Annotated in this window: 24 protein-coding genes; 9 read left to right on the top strand and 15 right to left on the bottom strand. The window is 57.3% G+C overall.

Features of this window, described 5'->3' with window-relative positions; genetic code table 11:
- Window positions 1-2: 2 nt before the first annotated feature.
- From alr to BLR97_RS16270, 11 genes are all read right to left on the bottom strand, one after another.
- On the bottom strand, window positions 3-1,103 hold the full coding sequence (gene alr, locus BLR97_RS16320; protein WP_089707590.1) for an alanine racemase: 1,101 nt from the start codon (window positions 1,101-1,103) through the stop codon (window positions 3-5).
- A 112-nt stretch (window positions 1,104-1,215) separates the two neighbouring features.
- A complete protein-coding gene (gene rpoS, locus BLR97_RS16315) occupies window positions 1,216-2,187 on the bottom strand; it encodes an RNA polymerase sigma factor RpoS (protein WP_089707589.1) in 972 nt (323 codons plus the stop codon).
- 148 nt (window positions 2,188-2,335) lie between these two features.
- Complete coding sequence (locus BLR97_RS16310) at window positions 2,336-3,385, bottom strand: peptidoglycan DD-metalloendopeptidase family protein (protein WP_089707588.1); 1,050 nt, start codon at window positions 3,383-3,385, stop codon at window positions 2,336-2,338.
- Window positions 3,386-3,392: 7 nt separating this feature from the next.
- A complete protein-coding gene (locus BLR97_RS16305) occupies window positions 3,393-4,364 on the bottom strand; it encodes a DUF368 domain-containing protein (RefSeq protein WP_089707587.1) in 972 nt (323 codons plus the stop codon).
- Window positions 4,361-5,038, bottom strand: a complete 678-nt coding sequence (locus tag BLR97_RS16300; RefSeq protein WP_089707634.1) for a protein-L-isoaspartate(D-aspartate) O-methyltransferase — start codon at window positions 5,036-5,038, stop codon at window positions 4,361-4,363. Before BLR97_RS16300 ends, BLR97_RS16305 begins: the two co-directional genes overlap by 4 nt.
- Entirely contained in the window at window positions 5,025-5,771 is a 747-nt protein-coding gene (gene surE / locus BLR97_RS16295) for a 5'/3'-nucleotidase SurE (RefSeq protein ID WP_089707586.1), read from the bottom strand. Before surE ends, BLR97_RS16300 begins: the two co-directional genes overlap by 14 nt.
- 46 nt (window positions 5,772-5,817) lie before the next feature.
- On the bottom strand, window positions 5,818-6,852 hold the full coding sequence (gene truD, locus BLR97_RS16290) for a tRNA pseudouridine(13) synthase TruD (protein ID WP_089707585.1): 1,035 nt from the start codon (window positions 6,850-6,852) through the stop codon (window positions 5,818-5,820).
- Window positions 6,845-7,333, bottom strand: a complete 489-nt coding sequence (gene ispF, locus BLR97_RS16285) for a 2-C-methyl-D-erythritol 2,4-cyclodiphosphate synthase (protein ID WP_089707584.1) — start codon at window positions 7,331-7,333, stop codon at window positions 6,845-6,847. Before ispF ends, truD begins: the two co-directional genes overlap by 8 nt.
- Window positions 7,333-8,040, bottom strand: a complete 708-nt coding sequence (ispD, locus tag BLR97_RS16280) for a 2-C-methyl-D-erythritol 4-phosphate cytidylyltransferase (protein ID WP_089707583.1) — start codon at window positions 8,038-8,040, stop codon at window positions 7,333-7,335. The genes ispF and ispD overlap by 1 nt, the downstream gene beginning before the upstream one ends.
- Window positions 8,033-8,374 (bottom strand): cell division protein FtsB, encoded by a 342-nt coding sequence (gene ftsB, locus BLR97_RS16275; protein ID WP_089707582.1) that lies wholly within the window; start codon window positions 8,372-8,374, stop codon window positions 8,033-8,035. The genes ispD and ftsB overlap by 8 nt, the downstream gene beginning before the upstream one ends.
- A gap of 91 nt (window positions 8,375-8,465) precedes the next feature.
- Window positions 8,466-9,611, bottom strand: coding sequence for a GNAT family N-acetyltransferase (locus BLR97_RS16270; protein ID WP_089707581.1), 1,146 nt, complete (start codon window positions 9,609-9,611; stop codon window positions 8,466-8,468).
- Window positions 9,612-9,748: 137 nt separating this feature from the next.
- On the opposite strand from BLR97_RS16270, the gene BLR97_RS16265 reads away from it, so the two are divergent.
- From BLR97_RS16265 to BLR97_RS16250, 4 genes are all read left to right on the top strand, one after another.
- Window positions 9,749-11,104 (top strand): aldehyde dehydrogenase family protein, encoded by a 1,356-nt coding sequence (locus BLR97_RS16265; protein ID WP_089707580.1) that lies wholly within the window; start codon window positions 9,749-9,751, stop codon window positions 11,102-11,104.
- Window positions 11,105-11,168: 64 nt separating this feature from the next.
- A complete protein-coding gene (locus tag BLR97_RS16260; RefSeq protein WP_089707579.1) occupies window positions 11,169-13,775 on the top strand; it encodes a GAF domain-containing protein in 2,607 nt (868 codons plus the stop codon).
- On the top strand, window positions 13,772-15,529 hold the full coding sequence (locus BLR97_RS16255) for a putative bifunctional diguanylate cyclase/phosphodiesterase (protein WP_089707578.1): 1,758 nt from the start codon (window positions 13,772-13,774) through the stop codon (window positions 15,527-15,529). The genes BLR97_RS16260 and BLR97_RS16255 overlap by 4 nt, the downstream gene beginning before the upstream one ends.
- Complete coding sequence (locus BLR97_RS16250) at window positions 15,529-16,389, top strand: MurR/RpiR family transcriptional regulator (protein ID WP_089707577.1); 861 nt, start codon at window positions 15,529-15,531, stop codon at window positions 16,387-16,389. The genes BLR97_RS16255 and BLR97_RS16250 overlap by 1 nt, the downstream gene beginning before the upstream one ends.
- Here BLR97_RS16250 and BLR97_RS16245 read toward each other — a convergent pair.
- Together BLR97_RS16245 and BLR97_RS16240 are read right to left on the bottom strand one after the other, a co-directional pair.
- On the bottom strand, window positions 16,386-16,745 hold the full coding sequence (locus BLR97_RS16245; RefSeq protein WP_089707576.1) for a RidA family protein: 360 nt from the start codon (window positions 16,743-16,745) through the stop codon (window positions 16,386-16,388). The two genes, BLR97_RS16250 and BLR97_RS16245, sit on opposite strands and share 4 nt — an antisense overlap.
- A gap of 70 nt (window positions 16,746-16,815) precedes the next feature.
- Window positions 16,816-17,157 (bottom strand): TraR/DksA family transcriptional regulator, encoded by a 342-nt coding sequence (locus tag BLR97_RS16240; protein WP_089707575.1) that lies wholly within the window; start codon window positions 17,155-17,157, stop codon window positions 16,816-16,818.
- A gap of 94 nt (window positions 17,158-17,251) precedes the next feature.
- Here BLR97_RS16240 and BLR97_RS16235 point away from each other — a divergent pair, with 94 nt between their 5' ends.
- On the top strand, window positions 17,252-18,445 hold the full coding sequence (locus BLR97_RS16235) for an MFS transporter (RefSeq protein ID WP_089707574.1): 1,194 nt from the start codon (window positions 17,252-17,254) through the stop codon (window positions 18,443-18,445).
- On the opposite strand, the gene BLR97_RS16230 is transcribed toward BLR97_RS16235, so the two are convergent.
- Entirely contained in the window at window positions 18,442-19,296 is an 855-nt protein-coding gene (locus BLR97_RS16230; protein ID WP_089707573.1) for a universal stress protein, read from the bottom strand. The genes BLR97_RS16235 and BLR97_RS16230 overlap by 4 nt on opposite strands.
- Window positions 19,297-19,477: 181 nt before the next feature.
- On the opposite strand from BLR97_RS16230, the gene crcB (BLR97_RS16225) reads away from it, so the two are divergent.
- Both crcB (BLR97_RS16225) and crcB (BLR97_RS16220) read left to right on the top strand, forming a co-directional pair.
- Complete coding sequence (gene crcB, locus BLR97_RS16225; protein ID WP_089707572.1) at window positions 19,478-19,870, top strand: fluoride efflux transporter CrcB; 393 nt, start codon at window positions 19,478-19,480, stop codon at window positions 19,868-19,870.
- Window positions 19,867-20,250 carry a fluoride efflux transporter CrcB gene (gene crcB / locus BLR97_RS16220; RefSeq protein ID WP_244511342.1) on the top strand — a complete coding sequence of 128 codons (384 nt, stop codon included), beginning with the start codon at window positions 19,867-19,869 and terminating at the stop codon, window positions 20,248-20,250. Before crcB (BLR97_RS16225) ends, crcB (BLR97_RS16220) begins: the two co-directional genes overlap by 4 nt.
- 27 nt (window positions 20,251-20,277) lie before the next feature.
- Here crcB (BLR97_RS16220) and BLR97_RS16215 read toward each other — a convergent pair whose 3' ends face one another.
- Window positions 20,278-21,246: a bile acid:sodium symporter gene (locus BLR97_RS16215; RefSeq protein WP_089707571.1), complete on the bottom strand. Its 969-nt coding sequence runs from the start codon at window positions 21,244-21,246 to the stop codon at window positions 20,278-20,280.
- A 430-nt stretch (window positions 21,247-21,676) separates the two neighbouring features.
- Between BLR97_RS16215 and cfa the strand changes: the two genes are divergently transcribed.
- Window positions 21,677-22,834: a cyclopropane fatty acyl phospholipid synthase gene (cfa, locus tag BLR97_RS16210; RefSeq protein ID WP_244511341.1), complete on the top strand. Its 1,158-nt coding sequence runs from the start codon at window positions 21,677-21,679 to the stop codon at window positions 22,832-22,834.
- Between the two features lie 57 nt (window positions 22,835-22,891).
- Window positions 22,892-23,394, top strand: a 503-nt coding sequence (locus BLR97_RS16205; RefSeq protein WP_280140206.1) for an S-adenosylmethionine synthetase N-terminal domain-containing protein, incomplete at its 3' end; no start/stop codon positions are given.

Here is a 23,394-nt window from a genome sequence, read left to right as displayed (position 1 = left end):
ATTTATACAAAAGCGCCATGATAGCGGCGCGGTACGCGGGGCAACACCCCTGTGAGCAGGGTATAGCTGATGGTATCGCAGCTACTGGCCACCTCGTCGACCGACAACACCGCCCCATTGGCTGCGCGCCCCCATAACACGACCTCGCTGCCGATCGACGCGTCGGGCACCTCGCTGACGTCAACCGTGAACATATCCATGGAGACCTTGCCCACCAGCGGGCAGCGTTGGCCGTTCACCAGCACGGGGGTGCCGTCCTGGGCGTGGCGGTCATAGCCATCGCCATAGCCCCCAGCCACCACGGCGATGCGCGAGCGGCGCGGTGCCTGCCAACGGCCGCCGTAGCCAACGGGTTCGCCCGCTTCGACATCGCGCAGGGCAATAATTTCGGAGCGTAGCGTCATCACCGGGCGTAGCTGGTCGGTGACGGGCGTCGCGCTTTCCAACGGATTACTGCCATACAGCATAATGCCCGGCCGATTCCAAGCGCCATGTGCGACCGGCCAAGCCAAAGTCGCCGGCGAGTTGGCCAGGCACAACGGTGCGTTTAGGGTCGTAGCAAGCATTTGCAGCAACGCCATCTGCTGCTGAAAGTAGCGACTGTCGGTAGCGTCCGCCGTCGCAAAGTGACTCATTAAATGCAGCGACGTGGCCTGGGGTGCCTCTCTCAGCTGCTGCCAGACAGCGCTAACGTTCTCTGGCGCAAATCCCAGCCGATGCATACCCGAGTCCACTTTGACCCAGACGGGAATCGGCTCGCGTGGCGAAAAAGCCAGCAGCGCCTCAACCTGCCAGGCACTATGTACCGCCATCCATAGTTGATGATGGTCGACCAGTGCCAACTCATCGGCGCTAAAGATGCCTTCCAGCAGGATAATCGGCGTGGTGATACCGCCTTCCCGCAGCACCACCGCCTCTTCCAGGCAGGCCACGGCAAACGCCGGTGTCTCGCCGGCTAAGGCACGGGCACAGGCGAGCGCACCGTGGCCGTAGCCATCCGCTTTGATAACCGCCGCCGAACGGCTTTGTGGCGCGCATTGACACGCCAGCTGATAGTTGTGACGCAGTGCGTCTAAATCAATATGGGCCACCAGCGGGCGCATGACAGGGTCTCGCTTGTTTATTCACTATGAAGTTTTATTAACCGTGTCGCTAAATAAATTCACCGGGCACATGGCCCGGTGTCAGCGACAATTAGAGATTTTCCAGAGATCGCTAACTTTCGAAAATAGATGAAAGTGATAAGCCCTGTTTCTCTAAGGATCGACGCAGCTTTTTGAGTGCCTCGACTTGGATTTGGCGAACACGCTCGCGGGTTAATCCTATCTCAGCACCCACTTCTTCCAAGGTAGCCGCTTCATGGCCACGCAAACCGAAACGCCGCACGACGACTTCGCGCTGCTTTTCGTTGAGTTCGTCAAGCCAGTGATCCACGTGCTCCTTAACGTCGCCATCCACCAAGCTCGATTCGGGGCCATGCTCGTCTTCATCGCTCAGCGTGTCGATCAGCGGCTTATCGCTTTCCCCGCCCATGGGGTAATCGACCGATGACACCCGCTCGTTCAGTCCAAGCATCTTTTTCACCGTTTCCACGGGTTTATCGAGATGATCGGCAATTTCTTCCGGTGTCGCTTCATGGTCGAGCTTTTGGGTCAGTTCGCGGGCAGCGCGCAAATAGATATTGAGCTCTTTAACCACGTGAATCGGCAGCCGAATCGTGCGGGTTTGATTCATCAACGCCCGCTCGATGGTTTGCCGAATCCACCAGGTGGCATAGGTTGAAAAGCGGAACCCACGCTCGGGGTCGAATTTCTCGACGGCACGAATCAGCCCCAAATTACCTTCTTCGATCAAGTCGAGCAGGGTTAGCCCGCGATTTAAATAGCGGCGGGCAATTTTCACCACCAGCCGCAAATTAGACTCAATCATCCGCGAACGGCCTAGCGGATCTCCTTTGCGCGCCAGCCGCCCGTAGTAGACTTCCTCTTCCGGCGTTAACAGCGGCGAGAAGCCAATTTCGTTGAGGTAGATCTGCGTGGCATCAAGGCTTTGATGCTGCTGACGATCCTCGCGGCTTAACGCTTTCTCGAAGGCATCTTCTTCAGCGGTCGCCTCCTCACCGTCGTCAAGCGCTCCCTCAACCGCGTTGAGGTCTACTTCCTGTAGATCTTTTTCCAGCATACTCATGCGCCTTACCCCCATAAAATCGCCTACCCGCCTTTAAAACTCAGATTGGGATACGCTCATGCGACTCCCGTTATTATTATTAAAAGCGTCCATGTCGCTGCCCATTGTGAGGGTCTATATAACGCGCGACTCAAATGGCTGATAACAATTAGCGTGACGGCAGAAACTCCAGGGGATCTTGTGGCTGGCCTTCGCGGCGAACCTCGAAATGCAACCTAACGTCTTCCGCGTCACTATCTCCCATCGTGGCTATTACCTCACCGGCTTCCACAACATCGTTCTCGCTGACATTTATGCTGTCATTGTGCGCGTAGGCGCTAAGGAATTGATCGTTGTGCTTGAGCAGGATGAGGTTGCCGTAACCGCGTACGCCACTCCCCGCATACACCACAATGCCAGGCCCGGCGGCTCTAACAGGTTGCCCCTTTTCTCCAGCGATATCAATCCCGGCGGTGATGCTTTCGCCTTGGCCATATTCGCCCACCACGTTGCCATCACTCGGCCATTGCCAATTAATGGTCTCGGCTGGCGTATAGGTACGCTCTTCGCGATTGGGAGCCGCCGCTGACGTGTCTTGCTCGGAGGCTGCAACAGTTGACGACTCAGCCTGAGGTTCTGGTTCTGGCTCTGGCTCAGCTTGTTCGGTGTCAGCCCGTGAAACGGGCGCTGGCTCAGGCTCTGAAACCGTTTCGGCCTTGGCAACCTCTTCACGAGGTGCTTGAGCCGTGTTGTCGGTCTCGTCTTCAGCCGCCGCAGCGGCCTCTCGCTCAGCGCTGAGGCGCTGATTGCGCTCAATGGCGGATTCGTCGGGCAGCAGCCAGTCCATCTGTTGGTCATCACTGGACGACGACGCTTCAGGTGCTAAGCCACGCGCAACCGCACCGCTGGAGGCGACTTGAGACGACGCGGCAGCACTGGTCGTCGATGGGTTTGCCCCTTTACGCAGGGCAATCGTCTGGCCCGGATAGATGCGGTAAGGCGGCTCAATATTGTTGATCGCCGCAACGTCCCGGTAATCCAGGTTGTGCTGCCAAGCGATGCCGTAAAGCGTATCACCCTCTTTCACCTGATATTCGGGAGAGCGCTGCACCGCATCGCTGGCAGCGCTTAAATCACGCACCTGAGGGCCGCCGCCCTGCTGATTGGCACAACCGGCAACGGCTAACGCCAGTGCGGACATCATTACTATCTTACGCATGCAAAGCCTACTCCTTTTCAGCAGCGGAGGCGGTCTGGGGAGACGAGGGGGGCGTGCGCTTAAGGGCACGCCGATGCAACAGTACAACGAGTAATGCGCCAAACGCCATCAACGCAATAACGCCGATCAGCTGCGCGGATTCACCGGTTAGTTGCGCATAATCGCTGGGCAATAAATAGCGATGTTCCAACGGAATCATTTCACCGTTACCACCCAATTGATAACGCACGAGTTCCCGCCACGGCCAGAGTACGGGGAGTGAACCGACAATAAAACCTAATAATAATTGAAACGTGGAACCACGGTGGTAGCGTAACAACCAGGATAACACCCGGGAAAACACCACTAGACCCATGAGACAACCGCCGCCAAACAATAATATTGTCGCCATATCAAAGTTTCGCACCGCCCCTAAAACCGTACTGTAGAGTCCCATGGTCAGCAGCAAAAAACTACCCGACACGCCCGGCAACAGCATCGCGCTGATGGCAATACTCCCTGCCACTACTAATACCAGCGATTCATTACCTATTGTTGACACCAGCGGCATTAAACCCGGCAGCCATTGGGCCAGCAACAAACCAGTGAGCAGCGGAAAAAGGTGGCGCAGCTTAAAGCGCATTCCCGAATCGCCCACCACCAACGCCGATGCGGCGACCAAGCCAAAGAAAAAACCATCCAGCAACAGCGGGTGCGCCTCCATCAACCACAGCGCCAGGTGGGCCACGCTAAATACGCTGAGGATGATGCCGGCGAGTAGGGGCAGTAAAAACGCCAAATTAAGATGCTCGCCCACCCCACGTAAACCGCCTCGGCGCCACGCGCCAACAGCACTTGGGCCAAACTGTTTAATGGTTAAAATCAGTTCTTCATAAATACCGCTAATAAACGCAATCGTACCACCCGACACTCCCGGCACCGCGTCAGCGGCGCCCATCCCGACACCGGTTAATAACAATCTAAAAGGCTGACGCTTCAATCGACCACTCCTTGCAATAATGGAACAAAACGCACCGGTTCCAGGCGGCGTTTTTCAAACGCGCTGCCAACGCGTTTTATCTGGGTAAGCCATTGGCTACCGTCGGATGCCTCTAAAGGCGCAATCAACACCCCGTCTGGGCTCAGTTGCTCCAACAGCGGTTCGGGCAACGTTTGCGCGCAGGCGGTCAACAAAATAACGTCAAACGGCGCGGCAGCCGGCCACCCTTGGCCGCCGTCGGCAACCGACAACGAAGCCCGCGCTCCCAAGCGGCTGAGCCGGAAGGCAGCACGCCGATGTAAAGCCTCTATCCGCTCAAGGGAAAAAAGCTCATCGACCAACCGAGCCAGAATTAGTGTTTGATAGCCAGAACCGGTGCCAAGTTCCAGCACGCGGGTCGGTTCGGCGCGCAACACCAGTTCGGTCATCCGCGCAACAATGAGCGGCTGCGACAAGGTTTGGCCAAACCCGATGGGCAGCGCGGTATCTTCATAAGCACGGTGGGCCAGCGCCTCATCGACAAATAGATGGCGCGGCTCGTTGGCCATGACCTTGAGCACCCGTGCATCACAAATCCCTTGATGCATTAGGCGCTTGACCATGCGGTCTCGGGTACGCTGCGAGGTCATTCCAGTGCCGCGCAGTTCCTCCGGCGACAATTCAGGCAAACGCATCCAACCAATCTCGAACGTCATTGAGCGCCTGGTGGCGCGTTAAGTCGGTTTGCAGCGGCGTGATCGATACAAAGCCAGCCTCGACCGCAGCAAAATCGGTATCCTCGCCGTCGTCGGCATTGGCCGCTACCGGGGCAATCCAGTAGCGGGTGCGGCCGCGAGGATCTTTTACTGCCAACGGTTTTTCTGCCGGGCCGCGGTAGCCTAAACGGGTTACTTTGACGCCTTTCACCTCGTCCCAGGGAACGTCGGGAACGTTCACATTGAGCAACGTACGCGGCGGCAGCGATAACTGATCCACCGCCCCCACGAGGCTCGCGGCCAAATGGCCGGCCGTGGCAAAGTGCGTTTGACCGCACAGCGACATGGCAATTGCTGACATGCCCAAATTCCGCCCTTCCATCGCGGCGGCGACGGTGCCGGAATACAGCACGTCGTCACCCAGGTTGCCGCCGTGGTTAATACCGGAAATGACCAAATCGGGTTTTTCATCCCAGGTACCATTGACCCCCAAGTAGACACAATCAGCGGGAGTGCCATCCACGCTATAGAAACCACTGTCCAAGGCCGTCATCGCCAGGGGCCGCGAAAGCGTAAGCGAGTTGCTCGCCCCGCTGCGATCACGATCCGGCGCGACCACGCGCAAATTGGCATGTTTGGCCAGCGCATCGTAAAGCGCCTTAAGCCCCGGCGCATGAACACCATCGTCGTTGGATAGCAGCAAACGCCGCATGAAAATCTCCTTAGTTGGTTACGCCCACCCCAGCGCGACCGCCCCCTTAATCAGGCGGCGTCATCAGTTCGCTAATCACGGCGGTGGCGAAGCTACCGCGAGGCAGTCCGAATGAGAGTACCACGCTCTGCGCATCCCGGTTTAGCGATGACTCGCTCAAACACATGCGTAATGCCCGCTGCCCTCGCTTGACGCCGCTGCGCAGCAAGCCGTCGCAGAGTGTCGGATACCGATTGAGCAGCGCGGCTTCATACTCGCCCGCCGCCTGTTGGCTTACTGAGCCAACTCCCCATAAGGGGCCTGCGGGATGCAAATCCAGAGCGTCGGCACGCGCACGCAGCGTGGCGTCTACTTGGTCGACGCTAAACACGCTTTGGGTGCCTTCGAGCATTAGCGTATCGCCGTTAACCGGCTGATGCCATTGCTCATCGACCACCCTTGCACTGAGCAACTCGTTAAACAAAAAGCTACGCGCGGTCGATAACAAGATGCCATGCCGATCATCGCGTTTGCGCCAGCCGCGGGCTAGCAATGCCTCGGCACGCTGCAGGTTACGCCCCGATGGACCAAAACGCTGCGGGCCCACGTAGTTGGGAACGCCCGCTTGGCACAGCGCCGCCCAGCGATGATCGAATTCACTCGCTTCTACCGCCTCGCCACTGAGCCTTAACTGGAAACGGTTATAGCGATGCACGCCACGCTTTAGCTTGCGCGGGTGGCGAACCTGCTCCAAAACGCGCACTCCACCCTCGATTAGCGCTTGCGTCAGACCGGAGGGTGCCTCTTTGCCGGGCAAGTGCACGCTTAGCCATTGCCGCGTGACGGCGATACGATCTTTCATCCCCGAGTAGCCCACGTCGCGGGGCGTCACCCCGCAGTGCTTACTGAGCAATTTAACGACTTCCAACGTTGTTAAATTACGCTTTTCAATACGCAGCCATAAATGCTCACCGTGGCCTTCCGGGGCAAAATCCAGCACCTCGTCGACTAAGAAATCGTCCGGTGACTGGCGAAAGCAACCGGACTTGGGCGGGCCAAAGGTGGCATCCAGGCGGCGCTGCCAATGGGGTAATTCAAGCATGGGGTGTCTCAAGGGGTGTTAATAATACCACTGCCTCGGCGGCGATTCCTTCACCGCGTCCGGTAAATCCCAGCCGTTCGGTGGTAGTCGCCTTGACGTTTACCTGGCCCGTCGTCACGCCCAGATCCGTCGCGATAGCATCACGCATGGAGCTGATATAGGCCGCCAACTTGGGCGCCTGGGCCATCACCGTGGTGTCTACGTTGACGACGTTATACCCTTCAGCACGTACCAGCGCCATCACCTGACGCAAGAGGTCACGACTATCCGCCCCTTGCCACGCTGGATCAGTATCGGGAAAGTGATGACCAATATCACCCAGCGCGCAGGCCCCCAACAGCGCATCGCTCAGCGCGTGCAGCAGAACATCACCGTCGGAGTGGGCAACGAAGCCTTGATCAAACGCCACCTTCACACCACCCAGCATCAGGTGGTCGCCGGGACCGAAACGATGAACATCAAATCCGTGGCCAATGCGCATTAAAGGCTCCTATCGGGCGGGGTCAGTTGTGAGGTGAGAATGGCGGCCGCCAGTGCCAGATCATCTGGGTGCGTCACTTTAAGGTTATCGCGCCGCCCGGGCACCAACTGTGGCGCGTCTCCTAAGGCCTCTACCGCCGAAGCCTCATCGGTGATTAGCGTACCGCGCTGGCGGGCATCGCTTAGCGCTCGATAAAGCTGGCGATAGCGAAACCCTTGCGGCGTGAGCGCGTGCCACAAGGCGTCCCGGGGCTCGGTATGCAGGCTGGTACCGGAGGCACTGGCGCGTTTCATCGTGTCCGCCACCGGCATCGCCAAGAGCGCGCCCGCGGCGTGGCATTCGGCCGCCTGATAAAGCGCCAGCAGGTCACTCTGGGTCACGCAGGGCCGGGCGACATCGTGAATAAGCACCAGATCGTTGTCCTGCGCGTCAATCGCGTTAAGCGCGTTGAGTACGCTATCCATACGCTCGGCACCGCCGGACACCCGCTGCCATTGAGCAAACGGCACCCACTCAGGGGTAAACCAACGGTCGTCATCGTCCAGGCAGAGGATCAGCCGCGCCTGGGGAAACGCACTGTGCAAGCGCTCCAGCGTATGCGCAAGAACCGGGCGATCCAACAGCGGCAGGTACTGTTTGGGTCTATCCGCCGCCATACGGCGCCCTTGCCCGGCGGCAGGCACCACCAACCACAAGGGCTTACTCATCGGGCAACTCCGGTCTGTCCATCATGCTGGCATTGATGCCAATCAGCTCTTGTTTAATGGCCACGCCCGGCACCCAGAAAAACTGTTCATCGGTGCGCACCATCCCCATATCACTGCGCGCGCGCTCTTCAATGGCGTCCAGGCCGTTTTTAAGGTCGGTCACTTCGGCCGCCATCCGGGCGTTACGCTCGCGCAGGGGGACATTTTCGGCCTCCTGCACGGCAACACGCTGCTCTAATTGCTGTAGGTCGTGCCAGCCGCCCTCGCCGAGCCACAGCTGATATTGCAGCATGCCCAACACCAGCAGCAGCGCAAGTAATAGCCATTTGCGCATGACCGCTCTCCTTTCAATGGCGCTAGCCTGTGGTTATGCGGGTAAATTGGCGCGCATTATGCCATTAAGCTAACCGGCCAGCGAGTCGCTTTCATTTATACGGTAACGCGGCGAATGCCGCGTCTCGATAAGCCGCCACCTGATGGCCTTCTTCACGGCAAAACGTTGCCACCGCGTCTGCCAGGCCGGGATGCGTGAGGTAATGCAAGGAGCGCACGCGCTGCGGAGCAAACCCACGGAGCAGCTTATGCTCGCCTTGAGTCCCCGGATCAAATAGCGTAAGCCCTTGCTCAAGACAAAACTCGATGCCCTGGTAGTAGCAAGCTTCAAAGTGCAGACAGTCGGCAAGTACCTCGCTGCCCCAATAGCGCCCGTAAAGCGTCTGAGTGCCTTGAAAGTAAAGCGCGGCCGCCACGGGCTGACCGTCTAGACAAGCTTGCACCAGAAGTAGCGCATCGGGCATATCGCGGTATAAGCGGGTAAAGAAATCTTGCGTTAGATACGGCGGTCGACCGCGCTCTTGGTAGGTGATGGCGTAACAGCGGTAAAAGTGCTTCAGCGCGTCGGGCGTTATCTGCTCGCCGGACAAACGCACCAGCTCAAAACCCTGCTCGGCGACTAGACGGCGTTCGCGCTTGATCATTTTGCGCCGCTTGGATGTCAGGGAGGCGAGAAACCCATCAAAGTCGCCGAAGCCCTGATCACGCCACTGAAACTGAACACCTTCTCGGCTGATCAATTCGGGACATTGCTTAAGCCATGCCTCGACCTCTGGCGTGTCGGCAAACAATAAATGCCAGCTCGACAATGCCTGACGCTGGCAGTGCTCGCGCCAGCCCTGAGCCAAGGCCGCGTATACCGCCTGGGGATCGATCCCTTGTGCCACCAGCGCTCGCGGTCCGGGCACTGGGGTAAACGGAACGGCACTCAGCGCTTTGGGATAGTAGTCACCCCCGGCCCGCTCAAAGGCATCGGCCCAGCCCCAGTCAAACACATACTCGCCGTAAGAATGATACTTCTCATAGAGCGGCATAGCGCCCACCAGCTGCGCCCCTTGCCAGACGGTTAAATGACATGGCTGCCAGCCGGTCGCTGGGCAAACCGAGCCGCTGGCCTCCAGCGCCTGCAGGAAGGCATGGCGCAAAAACGGCTGATCCGGATCAACCAGCGCATCCCACTGGCTGGCCGACACGGCATCCATAGTGGATAACAGCGTAAGCGATAACGACGCTGGCATAGCATCTCCCGGCTATTGGGTTGGCTTAAGTTAAACTACTCTACACTATGCAGGCCCGCTACCTGTTACGGTGCGCATATTGCCTGTTGCGGCGCTTGGCGACGTCGCGCCTTTCGCCAGCGCCCCAAGGAGACGCCATGACTCAACACTTGAACGCCTGCCTTGAGACCCAACGTCTCGCTTTCCGCCAATCGCCCTACCCATCGCTGGCCGAGCGGCGTGCCCATTTAGCCCGGCTTGCGCTGATGACCAAGCAACATCGACACGCCATCATCGAGGCCATTCAAGCCGATTTTGGCCAGCGCAGCGACATTGAAATTCAGCTAGCCGATATTCAGCCGGTACTCGATGCCGTGCGACATGCGCGTCGGCACCTATGGCGCTGGATGCGCCCCTGGCGGGTCAGTGTTCCCTGGCGTTTGCTGCCGGCGCGAGCGCGTATTGTTCCTCAACCGTTGGGGGTGGTGGGCGTTATCTCCCCGTGGAACTACCCGTGGAGTTTGGCTTTGATGCCGGTTATCGATGCCATCGCGGCGGGCAATCGCGTAATGCTCAAACCCAGCGAATTAACGCCGCACACCAGCGCGCTGCTTAGCCGCCTGGTTCATCAATACTTAAGCCCCCAGTTGCTCAGCGTGATCGAAGGCAACGCCACCACGGGACAGGCGTTTAGCGCCCTACCGTTTGATCATTTACTGTTTACCGGATCCACCTCCGTGGGCCAAAAGGTCGCGCTGGCCGCTGCCCACAACCTGACCCCAACCACGCTGGAGCTGGGCGGCAAAAGCCCCGCCTTTGTCGCCGAAGACGCCGACTTTACCCGCGCCGCCGAGGCGATTATGTTCGGCAAAGGCATGAACGGCGGGCAAACCTGTATCGCGCCAGATTATGTATTGGTTGAAAGCCGCCACTTTGATGCATTAACGAGCGCCCTGAGCCAGGCAATTTTAAAACAGCGGCCCTCGGCACAAGACGCCACCCAACCGCTAACCGAGGCGCACCGCAAGCGCAGCGAGGCGATGCTTGCCGAGGCGCGCAACCACGGCTGCCGGGTGATTGATCACGGCTCCCATGCCCCCGCGCTGATTCTTGACCCCCACCAACGCCTCACGGTGATGAGTGAGGAAATCTTCGGCCGCTGTCTGCCGGTGATTAGCGTCAAAGATAACGACCACGCTCTCGGTTTTGTTAATGCGCGGCCGCACCCCTTGGCGCTCTATGTGTTTACTCACCAGCGCGATCGTCAGCGCCAATGGCAGCGCGCCAGCCAGTCAGGCGCGCTGGTATTTAATACAACGTTACTGCATTACTCGGTGCCTGGACTTCCGTTTGGCGGCGTAGGTGCCAGCGGCCACGGGGCCTACCACGGCCGCCACGGCTTTCATCGCTTCAGTCACCTACGCGGCGTGTTTTATCAAGCCAACCGTTCGCCCACGCCTCAGCTTTACCCGCCTTACCGGCGCTGGCTATTAAAACTGCTCCGCCTGGCTTAAGCCGGGGCGCGATTGGCCGATAACGGATATAAGACATTGTTGTCTTTTGCCTGACGGAGCGGCCATGCCAGCGCCACCACCCCCCGAAAACGAGCCCCAGCGCCTGGCTGCATTGCGTTCGCTTCACGTGCTCGATACCCCCGCCGAAGTGGCGTTTGATCGGTTGACTCAGCTTGCCCGCGAGCTGTTTGACGTACCCATTGCGATCATTTCGTTAATTGATGAACACCGCCAATGGTTCAAATCGCATCTGGGTTTTAACGTTGGCCAAACCGAGCGCGAGACCTCGTTTTGCGTTCACACGATCACCGCTGATGCACCATTGATCGTGCATGATGCACGCCTTGATCCGCGTTTTATCGATAACCCCTTCGTTCACGGCGAGCCACATATTCGCTTTTACGCAGGCTATCCACTGCACACCGATGACCGTCTCGCGGTTGGCACGCTGTGCCTACTCGATAGCCAACCCCGCTCCTTTAGCCAGCAAGAACTGAGGTTGATGGAAAGCCTGGCAGGTCAGGTGGAAGAATTGTTTCGGCAGCACGCCATTCGTCACGCCCTAGTGCAAACCACCCGCCGCTATGACGCCCTGTTTAATGACAGTGCTACCGGCATCGTGCACATCGACAGCACCGGCATGATACTGAATATCAATCCCTTCGCCCTGGCGCTATTAGGTTACGCGCAGGACGAAGTGGTGGGGTACAACGTGGCCATGCTGACCCCGCCTGAAATACACGACCAGCACAATGCGTTTATCGAACAGTTTTTAGCCGGCGGCCACCCAGAGGTGATTGGCCGCGGTCGCGAAGTTGAGGCTCAGCACAAGGCGGGGCACCGCGTCCCGGTGCAATTGGCGATTAACGCCATTCATGGCGAGCACCACCAAGTAGTGGAGTTTATCGGCATTCTGACCGACCTAAGTCAGATTCACGCCGCTAATCAGCGCACCCGAAAAGAACAGAGCTTACTCAAAGTACTGCATCAAGGCATTACCGACTACCCGGCGCTGATGTCCGGCAAGCAGCTGTGGATATTTTTGATGGAAGCACTCAGCGACCTCACCGACAGCGACTACGCCTTGATTGGCGAGGTGATTCCCAGCGCGACCACCAATGCGCTAAAGCTACATGCCATTACTGACCTCTCGAGGAACCCCGAATGGCATCCTTTTATGGAGCAACTACGTAGCAGTGACATGATGCTCACCAACCCCGACTCGCTGTTGGGTCGCGTCTTCGCCTACGGCGAGGTGGTCATGACCAACAATGTAGGCGGAGATAACCAGCAAGGCAGTTATCCACCGGGGCATCCGCAGCTTGATAACTACCTGGGCGTGCCTATTGTCAGCGGGGGCCAGCTCATCGGTATGTTCGCTATCGCCAACAGCCGTCAGCCATTGAACCAAAGCTTGCTGGACTGGCTGCAACCCTTCACCGATACCTGTGCGTTGCTGATTAACCTGTACCGTCAAATGGCCGAACGCGAGCAGGTCATGCAAGACTTAGCCGGCGCTCGCGATCAAGCTGAGAGCGCCAACCAGGCCAAGAGCGAGTTCTTGTCCTCGATGAGCCACGAACTGCGCACGCCGCTCAATGCCATTTTGGGATTTGCCCAGTTGCTTGCTAGCAATACGCGAACCCCGTTGAACGATAAGCAACAGCGCCAGGTCAGCCAAATTGAAAAGAGTGGCCAACACCTGCTCAGCTTGATCAACGACGTGCTGGATTTGGCCAAAATCGAAGCGGGCCAACTGACGCTTTCCATTGAGGCCATTTCGCTGGTCAATGTTTTCGACGATGCGTGTGGCACCCTGGAGGCCAACGCTGCGGCAGCGGGGATCACGCTGCTCTGTACGCCGCCTGACACCAGCTTACGAGTGTATGCTGACTACACGCGCACCAAGCAAATACTGCTCAACCTATTGTCCAACGCTATCAAATACAACGTTGCCAACGGGCGCATCGAAATCCGCGCGGAACATCAGCAGGATGTCGTCAAGATCAGCGTAAGCGACACAGGGCCCGGCGTTGATTCCACGCGGTTCGGCGAGCTGTTTGAACCGTTTAACCGCCTGGACGCTGAAGAAAGCCATATAGAGGGAACGGGCATTGGATTATCCATTACCCGGGAGTTAGTGGAACACATGCACGGGCAAATCGGCGTCGACAGCCAGCCAGGCCATGGGGCGACGTTCTGGTTTACGCTGCCGGTGTCGACCTCGCCTGTCACCAAGCGGCCCCCTGGCGCAGGTGAACACAGCGCGCTAGAAACCGCGAACCAGGACGCGCTGCTATATATCGAAGACAACCCCGCCAATCAACGCCTGATGGAAGACATCATCGACGCCATGGAAAGCGTGACGCTGCGCACCGCGTCAAGCGCTGAGATCGGCCTGGAGATGATGCGTTACTCCATACCTGCTGTCGTGATAATGGATCTTCACCTACCGGGCATGAATGGCTATGAAGCGCTAACCCGCTTGCGTAACACCCCCCAGTACAACGGTGTGCGCGTGATTGCTCTCTCCGCCAATGCGCTGCCTAGCGACATCAAAAAGGGCCTCAGCGCGGGGTTTGATGCCTACTTAACCAAACCGATTGATATTGCACAGTTTACCGACACACTGCACCATTTGCTGGGAGCGCCCATTAGGCAGGAGCCATGAAATTCCATTACAAGCACGTATTGGTAGTAGACGATAATCAAGTCAATGTTGAGTTGATGCTCGACTTACTGGACGACCAAGGCTTTCATAATATTCACGGCCTCAGTGATCCCCGTGAGGTGCTCGCCCACTGCCAGCAGAAGCTACCCGATCTATTGCTGCTGGATATACGCATGCCGCACCTGGATGGCTACGCGGTTATCGAACAGCTTAACAACGCGTTTGAACGCCAAACGCCGCCGATTATCGTGCTAACCGCCCAAATAGACGATGAGACTAAGCAGCGCGCCCTGGCGCTGGGCGTGCGCGATTTTGTGACCAAGCCTTTCCAGCGTGCCGAAGTGTTACAACGTATTCACAACGTGCTGAGCATCGAGCATCGCTACCACGTCCGAGACCAACAGGCCGACTCGCTCGAACGCATGGTGGCTAAACGCACCCGCGAGCTTTACCGTCAATCGCGCACCGATCCCATTACCCAGTTACCCAATCGCCGTAGTCTCGTCCAATCCCTTAGCGAAGCGGCAACGCACAACAAGGCCACCGGGCTACTGTTTATCGTGTTGGATCGTTTGGATGACGTTATCAGGCTGCACGGTTACCGAGTTGCCGAACGGCTGCTACGCCACATCGCACAGCGCCTAGACGAGCGCCTGAGTGACTCACACACCCTCGGCTTGTGGGGTGGCAGCGAACTATTAGTGATTAGCGCCACCGACGACAAGCGTTCACTTCTGTCGTTGGCCCACCACCTGATGGAGGCGTTCGAAAACGACCAACAGGTTGACGATATGCTGCTGCCGCTAGAAGCGAGAGTGGGTATCAGCCGCGCCAGCGGCGCATTTGATACCGAACGGCTTGTGCACATGGCGGCCTTGGCGCTCCCGCCTCCGCATGGCTTTTCGGTGCAGTGCTACAGTGAAACCCTCGAGGCTCAGCAACGCCATCGCCTACACGTGCAGCAAGCCCTGCGCGGCGCAACCGAGCGCGGTGAAATGTCGCTCGCTTTTCAGCCCAAACTCCGCTTGGTTGATCAGCGTATTACCGGCGCCGAGGCGCTACTGCGTTGGCACCATCCTGAGCTGGGGCAAATATCGCCAGGCATGTTTATTCCCTTGGCGGAAGCCAGTGGAGATATTTTCGCGATTGGCGAGTGGGTGCTGGAAGAAGCCATGCGGACGATCGCCGACTGGCGACAACAGGGCGTGCTGGGCGATAACTTTCACATTGCAGTGAACGTGGCGGCCCGGCAGTTGGCGCGTAAAGATTTCGCCGAGGGCTTGTTATGCCAGTTGGCGGCACGCCGGATACCCGCTCGGTTTCTCGCCATTGAAGTTACCGAATCTGGCTTAATGAGCGATATGCAGAATGCCCGCCAGCAGCTCGCGCAGCTGACTCAGGCGAACATTGCCGTGGCCATCGACGACTTTGGCACCGGCCATTCTTCATTGGCGTATATTAAGACGCTGCCGTTTTCAACGTTGAAGATCGATCGCGCCTTTGTCATGGACTTGGAAGAATGCGACGTAGACCGTCAACTGGCGCGCACGATTACTCAACTGGCGCATAGTGTTGGCTGTAATGTGGTCGCGGAAGGCATTGAAACAGCGCCCCAAGCCATGTATCTACGACGTATTGGCTGCGAAACCGCCCAAGGTTACTATTTTTCACGGCCGCTACCCGCCAACGAATTTACCCACTGGTGCGATAACTGGCATCCGCACTTGCCATCTACTACCACGGAGACCGTTTAATGGCTCACGACTTGCTTGACCGGATACGCCAACGCCTGGAGGACCTCAACCGTTCAGAGCGTAAAGTCGCCGATGTGATTCTCAATGATCCGGCGGTCGCCACCAGCCTTAGCATTGCCAGTCTGGCCCAAGCGGCAAGTGTCAGCGAGCCAACGGTAAACCGCTTTTGCCGTAACTTTGGCGCTAAAGGCTATCCTGATTTCAAAATCAAACTCGCCCAGAGTTTAGCCGGCGGCACACCCTACGTGACCCGCGCCGTTGAGCCTGGTGATACGGCCACCCAATACACCCCGAAAATTTTTGGTGCCACCATTGCGGCATTGGATGAAGCCCAGCGCGAAATCGACTTAGGGGCTGTCGAGCGCATGGTGGACTACTTAACCCAAGCCAAACAGATCCACTTTTTTGGCCTGGGCGCGTCCGGCGCAGTCGCCCAGGACGCCCAGCACAAGTTCTTTCGCTTTAACCTGCCGGTCATGGTGCATATCGATGTATTAATGCAGCGCATGATCGCGGCGGCCTGCCACACCGGCGATGTGGTGGTGATTATTTCTTATACCGGAAGGACACGTGAGCTGGTCGATATTGCGCGCGTCGCACGTGAGTCAGGCGCGGTAGTGCTGGGCATTACCGCGCCTAATTCGCCGTTGTCCCAGGAATGCACCGCAACCCTTGAGGTCGCCACGCCGGAAGACACCGACCATTACATGCCGATGACGTCCCGAGTGATTCAGTTGACCCTGATCGATGCCCTAGCCACCGGCGTCACACTAAGGCGCGGCGAAGATTTTCTACCGCACCTTAAAAAAATCAAAGACAGCCTGCGCGATACGCGCTTTCCGGCCAGCAAAGATCATTAGCCATTGACCGCGGCGGTGACGGTAATCTCGACCTTGAGTTCGTCTGACGGCAGCGGAGCACATACGCAGGTGCGGGCTGGGGCATAGCCTTCGGGTACCCAGGCATCCCAAACGGCGTTCATCGCGGCCACATCATCGCCGTCTTTAAGGTAAACCGTCGCGGTTAACAGCTGCTCGCGAGATGAACCGATCTCGGTTAGCAGCGCGTCCACGCGCGCCAGCATGCTGTGGGTTTGTTGGGTAATATCACCTTCGCGGGCCTCCGGCCCAGCAACTTGGCCACACAAATAGGCCACTCCCTGGTGCAGAACTGCGCGGCTCATGCGAGCTTTGGTATCGTGGCGTTGAATCGTCATTAGGGCTCCTGGTGATGGTTGAATCCGTCTCGAACACGCGGCTAAAAATACCACGCCCGCCGATTAAGCTCTATTCGGCGCAGTCGATGCACTTGAGGACCAGCGGATCGCTTTCCAAGCGTTTGGTGTTAATCCATTCCCCGCACTCGATGCATTCGCCGAAAACGCCCTGCTCCAGGCGCTGAAGCGCCCCGGCGATACGCGTGACGTTTAACTGCCGGCGCTGCTCTTCGGCCTTAGCCATCGCCTGCCCCTGAAGTGCATCCATGCGTGACAGACGCCCTACGGAGGTTTGATCTAGCGTCACCGTATCTCTGGCCCCGGCGCTATCAGCACTTTCGTCGAGTAGTGTTTCGCGCAGCGTTAATAAGCGCGTCTTCATGGCCTGCACGTCTATATCGGGATGGTTCATCACCGTCTCCTTATGATCTGCTGTTACAATTGCGCTAATGAACTTGTTGTAAGTGATTCCACCCGCCAGCTAGTTATGCAAAGGATACTGCACCATGGGCTATCGCACCTTGCTGCGCGACCATCGTAGTGTGCTGAGTATCGCCTTTTTGGCCATGTTCAGCTCAAGTCTAGGGCAAAGCTATTTTGTAGGGCTTTTTCAGGCCCCTCTGGCCGACCATTGGCAGCTGAGCGCAGGCCAATTTGGCACGGCTTACTCGGTCGTGACACTGGTGGCCGGGTTTGTCATGCTTCGCCTGGGGCCATCAATTGATTGGATCGCCCCGCGCCGATTTGCCATAACGGTGCTGATCGCGCTAATCGTCGGGGTCGCGCTGCTAACCCTGTCACCATGGTGGTGGCTGGGCGTTCTCGGCTTAGGCTTGGTACGCTTGTGCGGCCAAGGCATGTTAACGCATTTAGGCAATACGCTGGCCGCCCGGGAGTTCACCACCCTGCGCGGCCGTGCCATGGGGCTAGCAAGCTTGGGTATCCCGTTTGGGGAAGCGTTGCTGCCTCCTCTCGTTGCCTTTTCGCTGCTCTGGCTAAGCTGGCCATCCTTTTGGTGGCTACTGTGTGCAGCGCTGGCCTTACCGTGGTTATGGTTGCTCCACCGTGCTCCCTGGTCTAACGCGCCAAATGAAAAGCCAGTTCAACGCGATAATTCAGGGCCGCAGCCATTTCGCGATCCTCACTTTTGGTTGCTGTTGCCGCTATTAATGGCATTACCCATTACCATGACCGGGCTATTTATTTACCAGGCTCAGCTTACCGAGGCGTTAGACAGCTCGCTCAGCGTCTATGCCCTGGCCCTGGCCGGAATGGGTGTCGCTAAGCTGCCTGGGGCGCTGCTGGGCGGCCGCTGGATCGATAAAATCGGCCCGACGCGGTTAGCGCGGCTCTATTTGCTTCCCTACGCCACCGCCATGTTGTTTGCCACTGTGGCCGGTGGGGATGCCAGTGTCTGGGCCCTTATGGTGGGCGGTGGTTTGGCGATGGGAGCCCAGGAGTTGATCGCCTCGGGCTTACTCATCAGGCTCTGGGGCATTGAACATTTGGGTCGCGTGCGCTCTGCGCTTAGCGCTTCCATGGTGTTTTCCACCGGCATCGCACCGGCCGCTCTTGGGCTGGCATTAAGCGCGGGAGTACCCTTCAGCGCTATCTTGGGTGCGATGCTGTTATTTATCGTCGTGGCGTGGTGCCTGGCGCAGGGCACGCTCAAGGTGGCTCAGCAAGCGCCCCGTGCTTAGCGCAAGATCAATACCGGCAGTTGGGCTTTTCTCAGCATCGCGGTCGTCGTGCTGCCCACCAGCAACTGGCGAATGCGTGAATGGCCGTAGGCCCCCATCACCAGCATGTCGATGGCATGTTCTTCCTTGTAGGCACGCAGCGTTTCTTCCACGTCACCCGCACGAATCGCGCCTTCGGCGGCATACCCCGCGCTTTCTAGGATGGTTAGCGCCCAGTCGAGCTGGGAGCGGTTCTCGGCGGTTTCCGCGCCGACGATGACCACGTGGCATGTTACCCCGTTAAACAACGGGCTTTTGGCCAGCATTTCAATTCCTTTACGCGCTGTATTACTGCCATCAAAGGCCATCATGACCGTCTCGGGTTGGGTAAATGCTTTCGGTACCATCAGAATCGGCCGATGCATTTCGCGCACCACCCGCTCTAGGTTCGACCCCAGGTGACCGCTTGCTTGGTGAGCGGTTTCCCCACGCTTGCCAACCACCAGAAGCCGCACGCTATTTTCCTGCTCGACCAACGTTTCCACCAGCGTGCCGTTGCGCTGCATAGTCTCCGGCGCAGCGATACCCGCATGGAGGGCACGTTGTTTGGCATCCTCCAGAAGAAGCCGCCCTTGTTCCCGGGCCAGCTTGGCACGCTGCTCCTCAACGTCTGAGAGCTTTTCAAGCAGATGCTCGCGCGTACCTAGCCCCAAGTTACCGGTTAGGTCGGGTTCCGAGGTCTGTGGATGATTATCGATAACATGAATAAACGACAGCGGGGCTTCGAGCCGATTGGTCGCCCATACCGCATAGTCACAAACGCCTGTGGAAAATTGTGAGCTATCAATGGCCGCGAGTACCTGGTCGGTCATGGCGTGCGTCTCCTTTAAACAGTGGAACGAGTTGATTGTTGTTGTTCAAATTCCTTTCTACACGAACTCATTGACCGGTGACAGCGCCTGTCCGTTCACGACAACGATGGACAACATAACCAGGTTTTGTGGCATGTTAAGCTTGTCTAATTATCCGGTCGCACTGTTTAGGGAAGCGCCAATGAGTATCGGTTTGAACAGCATTGTGCTGGTGGCAGTCGGCGGCGCAGTCGGGGGAATGGCCCGATTCGGCATCGCTAATCTATTCGCCAGATGGGTCGGCGGCGCGTTCCCATGGGGCACGTTAGCCATTAACCTGCTGGGTGCATTCGCCTTAGGCTGGCTGGCGAGCGCACTCAACATGGGCGACGCCAAGCAACCCGGCAACTTCTGGCTGATCATAGCGGTCGGATTACTGGGTGGTTTTACCACGGTGTCGTCGTTTAGCCTTCAAACCCTAGGCCTATGGCAACAAGGTGCGCCCGGCAAGGCGCTTGCCAATGTCTTATTTACGGTGGTGCTTGGCGTCATAGCCTGTGGGGTAGGCGCGTGGCTGGCAGGCGGTGGCCTATGAAAATGCTTGCGACCTACGCTGCCGTGGGCATCGGCAGCGGCTTGGGCAGTGCGCTACGCTACGTCATCTCTTTATTGACGATGGGCACATTCGGCAGTGTCTTTCCGTGGGGCACACTCCTGGTCAATGTGGCAGGCGCCTGGCTCATCGGCTGGCTCGCCGCCCATTTTGCAAAGGCAGCTAATGCACGCATAACACACTGGCAGCCTTTTTGGGTGGCAGGCTTTTGCGGTGGGTTCACCACCTTCTCTCTATTTAGTTTAGAGGCCATCACCCTCGCCCGGTCGAACGTAACGTTGGCCTGTGTGTATGTGCTAGCAAGCCTTCCGCTGTGGCTTACAGCGGTTTGGTTAGGCCACCGCTACGCCACTCGACGTTGAGCAATCCCATCGTGCACAGTTTAATGCTCATTCGTATGGGTCAGCGGCTCGTTCGTTTATCAGCCGTGGGAGCCATTTCAGGTAAACCAACATCCCTAGCAGCTCAACTAGCGACTGAAGCACAATCACCACCACGGCGGCCGTCCATATCTCAGGCAAGGCAATCGCCAGAGGTAGCACCACAAAGGAGTTGCGCGTCCCCAGGCTAAACGCCAGCGTTCGCCCTGAGGCGATGGGCAGTCGACACATTGAACTCAGCCCCTTGCCCAGCAACGCCGCTGCAAGCAGATACAGCACAAATATCATCGCCACTTGCCACAGCGTTTCTCGGGTATCGACCACCAACTGAACTTGCGAGGCGGCAATTAAAAACACCACGGCGGCCAACAACGGCACAGGAAGCCAGCCCATCACGCTCACCCCTCGCTTGAGCAAGGCATAACGCTCGGCCCCTTTCTCGGTAAGCCACGCAAACAATAGCGGGGTCAGAATAAGCCCCCCAAAAGCAGGCAATAATTCGCTTAGCAGCTGGGCGCCGGCCAACTGCTCACCCATGATGACCGCGACATACAGCGGCAATAGCACAAGCTGGAGCAATAACAGCACCGGCGTTGCGGCAATCGCCCGAGCGCTGTCTCCCTGGCCGAGATGTGTAAAGCTAATGAACCAATCCGTGCAGGGCACCAACAACACCAGCAGCACCCCCAGCAATATGCCACCCTCTAACGCAAATAGCGTTACCAACCCCCACACCACCAGAGGCATCGCCATAAAGTTGCCCAGCACCAGGGCCGCCATAAAGCGGCGATCTCGAAACGCCAACGAGATATGTAAAAGCGGGACTTGGGTAAAGGTGGCATAAAGCAATGCACCAAGGAGCGGCCAAAGCGCCACTTCCCACGACTGCACCGCGTCCCAACGAACCCCTACGCCCATTCCGGCAAAAATCGCCATGAGATACAGCCAGACTTGATATTTTTCCAGTGTTTCGCGCATCGACAAATATCAATCTCTAGGTAAAGGCTGTTAGCCCATACGCTAACACGGCGATCGCTGGACTGCTTAGTCTGGCCCGAAGCTGTTTGGTTAGGGCCCAGCCTTGCGACTCTACGTTAGCCGCCTAGGTGCAAACTGATTCAATAATCGTTAAAATTGCAATGCTTAATGCCTGTTTTTTACGAATTTTAGGCTCCGAGCATCAATCCCTTCCTTTGGAGTTTCCGATGTCCTCTCAAATTTTGATGCAGACTCCACCCTAGCCGCTCAAGCTCCCCTTTATTTCACTCCCTTCTTTTATCTCGCCAAAAGGAAGACTAGATGCGCTTACTTCCACCCTAGCGGTTATTTTCCAGACCCCACTGAGGGCTAATTCCCTCGTAAAGACGACCAACTGGTCTTTACTACACTTTTTTGTAGGGCTATGGATTTGAAAAACTCCACTTTTACGCACACCGCTTTTTATGACGAAACGTCTTCTTCCCAACGTTTTATTGCTGACCTGCTCGAAAAGGCCGATATTCGTATCAATGGATGTCGTCCCTGGGATATTAACCTCAATGCCCAAGGTGTCATTGAAGACGCCCTCTCTCACGGCAACCTCGGCCTTGGCGAACGCTACATGATGGGTGATTGGGACGCCGAGTCGCTGGATCAATTTTTCTTTCACCTACTGCGCGCACGTCTCCCTGAACAACTCAACCCGCACAAGCTCGTTTTTCACCACCTGAAAAATCGCCTGATTAATTTGCAAACCGCCAAGCGTGCGTTTCAGGTCGGCGAGGCACACTACGACTTAGGCAACGATTTTTATGCGGCCATGCTCGATAAACGCATGACCTACACCTGCGGCTATTGGAAAAACGCCACTACCCTAGAAGAAGCGCAAGAAGCCAAGCTCGATCTGATCTGTCGTAAAATGCAGCTTAAGCCCGGCATGCGCGTGCTGGATATCGGCTGCGGCTGGGGCAGTTTTATGGCTTACGCCGCCGAGTATTACGGGGTTGAATGCGTCGGATTAACGATCTCTCGAGAGCAGGCGGAATACGGTAAGAGCCTGATGAAAAGCGGCCTGCCCGTCGAGTTTCGTTTGCAGGATTATCGCGACGAAACCGAGCAGTTTGATCGTATCGTGAGTATCGGTATGTTTGAGCACGTTGGGCGTAAAAATTACCGTGAATACATGGACGTCGCCCATCGCTGCCTGAAAGACGACGGCCTCTTTCTGCTGCACACTATTGGTAAAAATGTCCGCGGCACTTCTCCCGACCCGTGGATAGATAAGTATATTTTCCCCAATGGTGAGCTACCTGCCCTCGGTCAGGTCACCGATGCGGCGGAACCGCAATTTGTCGTGGAAGACGTGCATAACTTTGGCGCCGACTACGACAAGACGTTAATGGCCTGGCACGCCAACTTTGAAGCCAACTGGCCTCAGTTCAAAGATCAGTTCAGCGAGCGTTTTTACCGCATGTGGCGCTATTACTTGCTCAGCTGCGCGGGGGCCTTTCGAGCGCGCGATATTCAACTCTGGCAATTCGTGCTCAGCAAAAAAGGCGAACTCGGCGGCTACGACCGCGTGAGCTAAGTCTTTCCCAGCGCATTTACCCCTTTCGTATAACTCACTTACCAACCGGATTACTTAATGCACGCATCATTTTCCCTGTTTACCTCCGAGTCCGTCTCCGAAGGGCATCCCGATAAGATTGCCGACCAGATCTCCGACGCGGTGCTAGACGCCATTATTGCCCGTGATAAACAGGCGCGCGTCGCCTGTGAAACCATGGTGAAGACCGGTGTGGCGATCATTGCCGGTGAAATCAGCACCAACGCCTGGGTGGATCTCGAAACCTTGGTACGTGATGTGATCAACGAGATTGGCTATACCTCATCCGATGTGGGCTTCGATGGTGCCACTTGTGGCGTGGTCAATCTGATCGGCAAACAGAGCGTCGATATTGCTCAGGGCGTGGATCGCAGCAAGCCCGAAGATCAGGGCGCAGGCGACCAGGGCCTGATGTTTGGTTACGCGACCAACGAAACCGATTCGTTCATGCCTGCCCCGATCCATTATTCGCACCGGTTGGTTGAGCGTCAGGCGGAATTGCGTAAAAACGGTCTACTGCCGTGGCTGCGCCCGGATGCCAA

Origin of the sequence: Vreelandella arcis, assembly GCF_900103865.1 — a bacterium.
Classification (GTDB): domain Bacteria; phylum Pseudomonadota; class Gammaproteobacteria; order Pseudomonadales; family Halomonadaceae; genus Vreelandella; species Vreelandella arcis.
This window is presented reverse-complemented; position numbering and strand designations above follow the sequence as displayed.

What these genes read in the sequence shown, in the direction of transcription:
- BLR97_RS16300 (WP_089707634.1), bottom strand. Translation starts at nt 5,038, where the DNA reads ATGCGTTTGCCTGAATTGTCGCCGGAGGAACTGCGCGGCACTGGAATG.
- crcB (WP_244511342.1), top strand. Translation starts at nt 19,867, where the DNA reads ATGAAAATGCTTGCGACCTACGCTGCCGTGGGCATCGGCAGCGGCTTG.
- BLR97_RS16235 (WP_089707574.1), top strand. Translation starts at nt 17,252, where the DNA reads ATGGGCTATCGCACCTTGCTGCGCGACCATCGTAGTGTGCTGAGTATC.
- BLR97_RS16310 (WP_089707588.1), bottom strand. Translation starts at nt 3,385, where the DNA reads ATGCGTAAGATAGTAATGATGTCCGCACTGGCGTTAGCCGTTGCCGGT.
- rpoS (WP_089707589.1), bottom strand. Translation starts at nt 2,187, where the DNA reads ATGAGTATGCTGGAAAAAGATCTACAGGAAGTAGACCTCAACGCGGTT.
- BLR97_RS16245 (WP_089707576.1), bottom strand. Translation starts at nt 16,745, where the DNA reads ATGACGATTCAACGCCACGATACCAAAGCTCGCATGAGCCGCGCAGTT.
- truD (WP_089707585.1), bottom strand. Translation starts at nt 6,852, where the DNA reads ATGCTTGAATTACCCCATTGGCAGCGCCGCCTGGATGCCACCTTTGGC.
- BLR97_RS16250 (WP_089707577.1), top strand. Translation starts at nt 15,529, where the DNA reads ATGGCTCACGACTTGCTTGACCGGATACGCCAACGCCTGGAGGACCTC.
- BLR97_RS16230 (WP_089707573.1), bottom strand. Translation starts at nt 19,296, where the DNA reads ATGACCGACCAGGTACTCGCGGCCATTGATAGCTCACAATTTTCCACA.
- BLR97_RS16215 (WP_089707571.1), bottom strand. Translation starts at nt 21,246, where the DNA reads ATGCGCGAAACACTGGAAAAATATCAAGTCTGGCTGTATCTCATGGCG.
- BLR97_RS16260 (WP_089707579.1), top strand. Translation starts at nt 11,169, where the DNA reads ATGCCAGCGCCACCACCCCCCGAAAACGAGCCCCAGCGCCTGGCTGCA.
- BLR97_RS16255 (WP_089707578.1), top strand. Translation starts at nt 13,772, where the DNA reads ATGAAATTCCATTACAAGCACGTATTGGTAGTAGACGATAATCAAGTC.
- alr (WP_089707590.1), bottom strand. Translation starts at nt 1,103, where the DNA reads ATGCGCCCGCTGGTGGCCCATATTGATTTAGACGCACTGCGTCACAAC.
- surE (WP_089707586.1), bottom strand. Translation starts at nt 5,771, where the DNA reads ATGCGGCGTTTGCTGCTATCCAACGACGATGGTGTTCATGCGCCGGGG.
- BLR97_RS16270 (WP_089707581.1), bottom strand. Translation starts at nt 9,611, where the DNA reads ATGCCAGCGTCGTTATCGCTTACGCTGTTATCCACTATGGATGCCGTG.
- ispF (WP_089707584.1), bottom strand. Translation starts at nt 7,333, where the DNA reads ATGCGCATTGGCCACGGATTTGATGTTCATCGTTTCGGTCCCGGCGAC.
- ispD (WP_089707583.1), bottom strand. Translation starts at nt 8,040, where the DNA reads ATGAGTAAGCCCTTGTGGTTGGTGGTGCCTGCCGCCGGGCAAGGGCGC.
- crcB (WP_089707572.1), top strand. Translation starts at nt 19,478, where the DNA reads ATGAGTATCGGTTTGAACAGCATTGTGCTGGTGGCAGTCGGCGGCGCA.
- BLR97_RS16240 (WP_089707575.1), bottom strand. Translation starts at nt 17,157, where the DNA reads ATGAACCATCCCGATATAGACGTGCAGGCCATGAAGACGCGCTTATTA.
- BLR97_RS16265 (WP_089707580.1), top strand. Translation starts at nt 9,749, where the DNA reads ATGACTCAACACTTGAACGCCTGCCTTGAGACCCAACGTCTCGCTTTC.
- ftsB (WP_089707582.1), bottom strand. Translation starts at nt 8,374, where the DNA reads ATGCGCAAATGGCTATTACTTGCGCTGCTGCTGGTGTTGGGCATGCTG.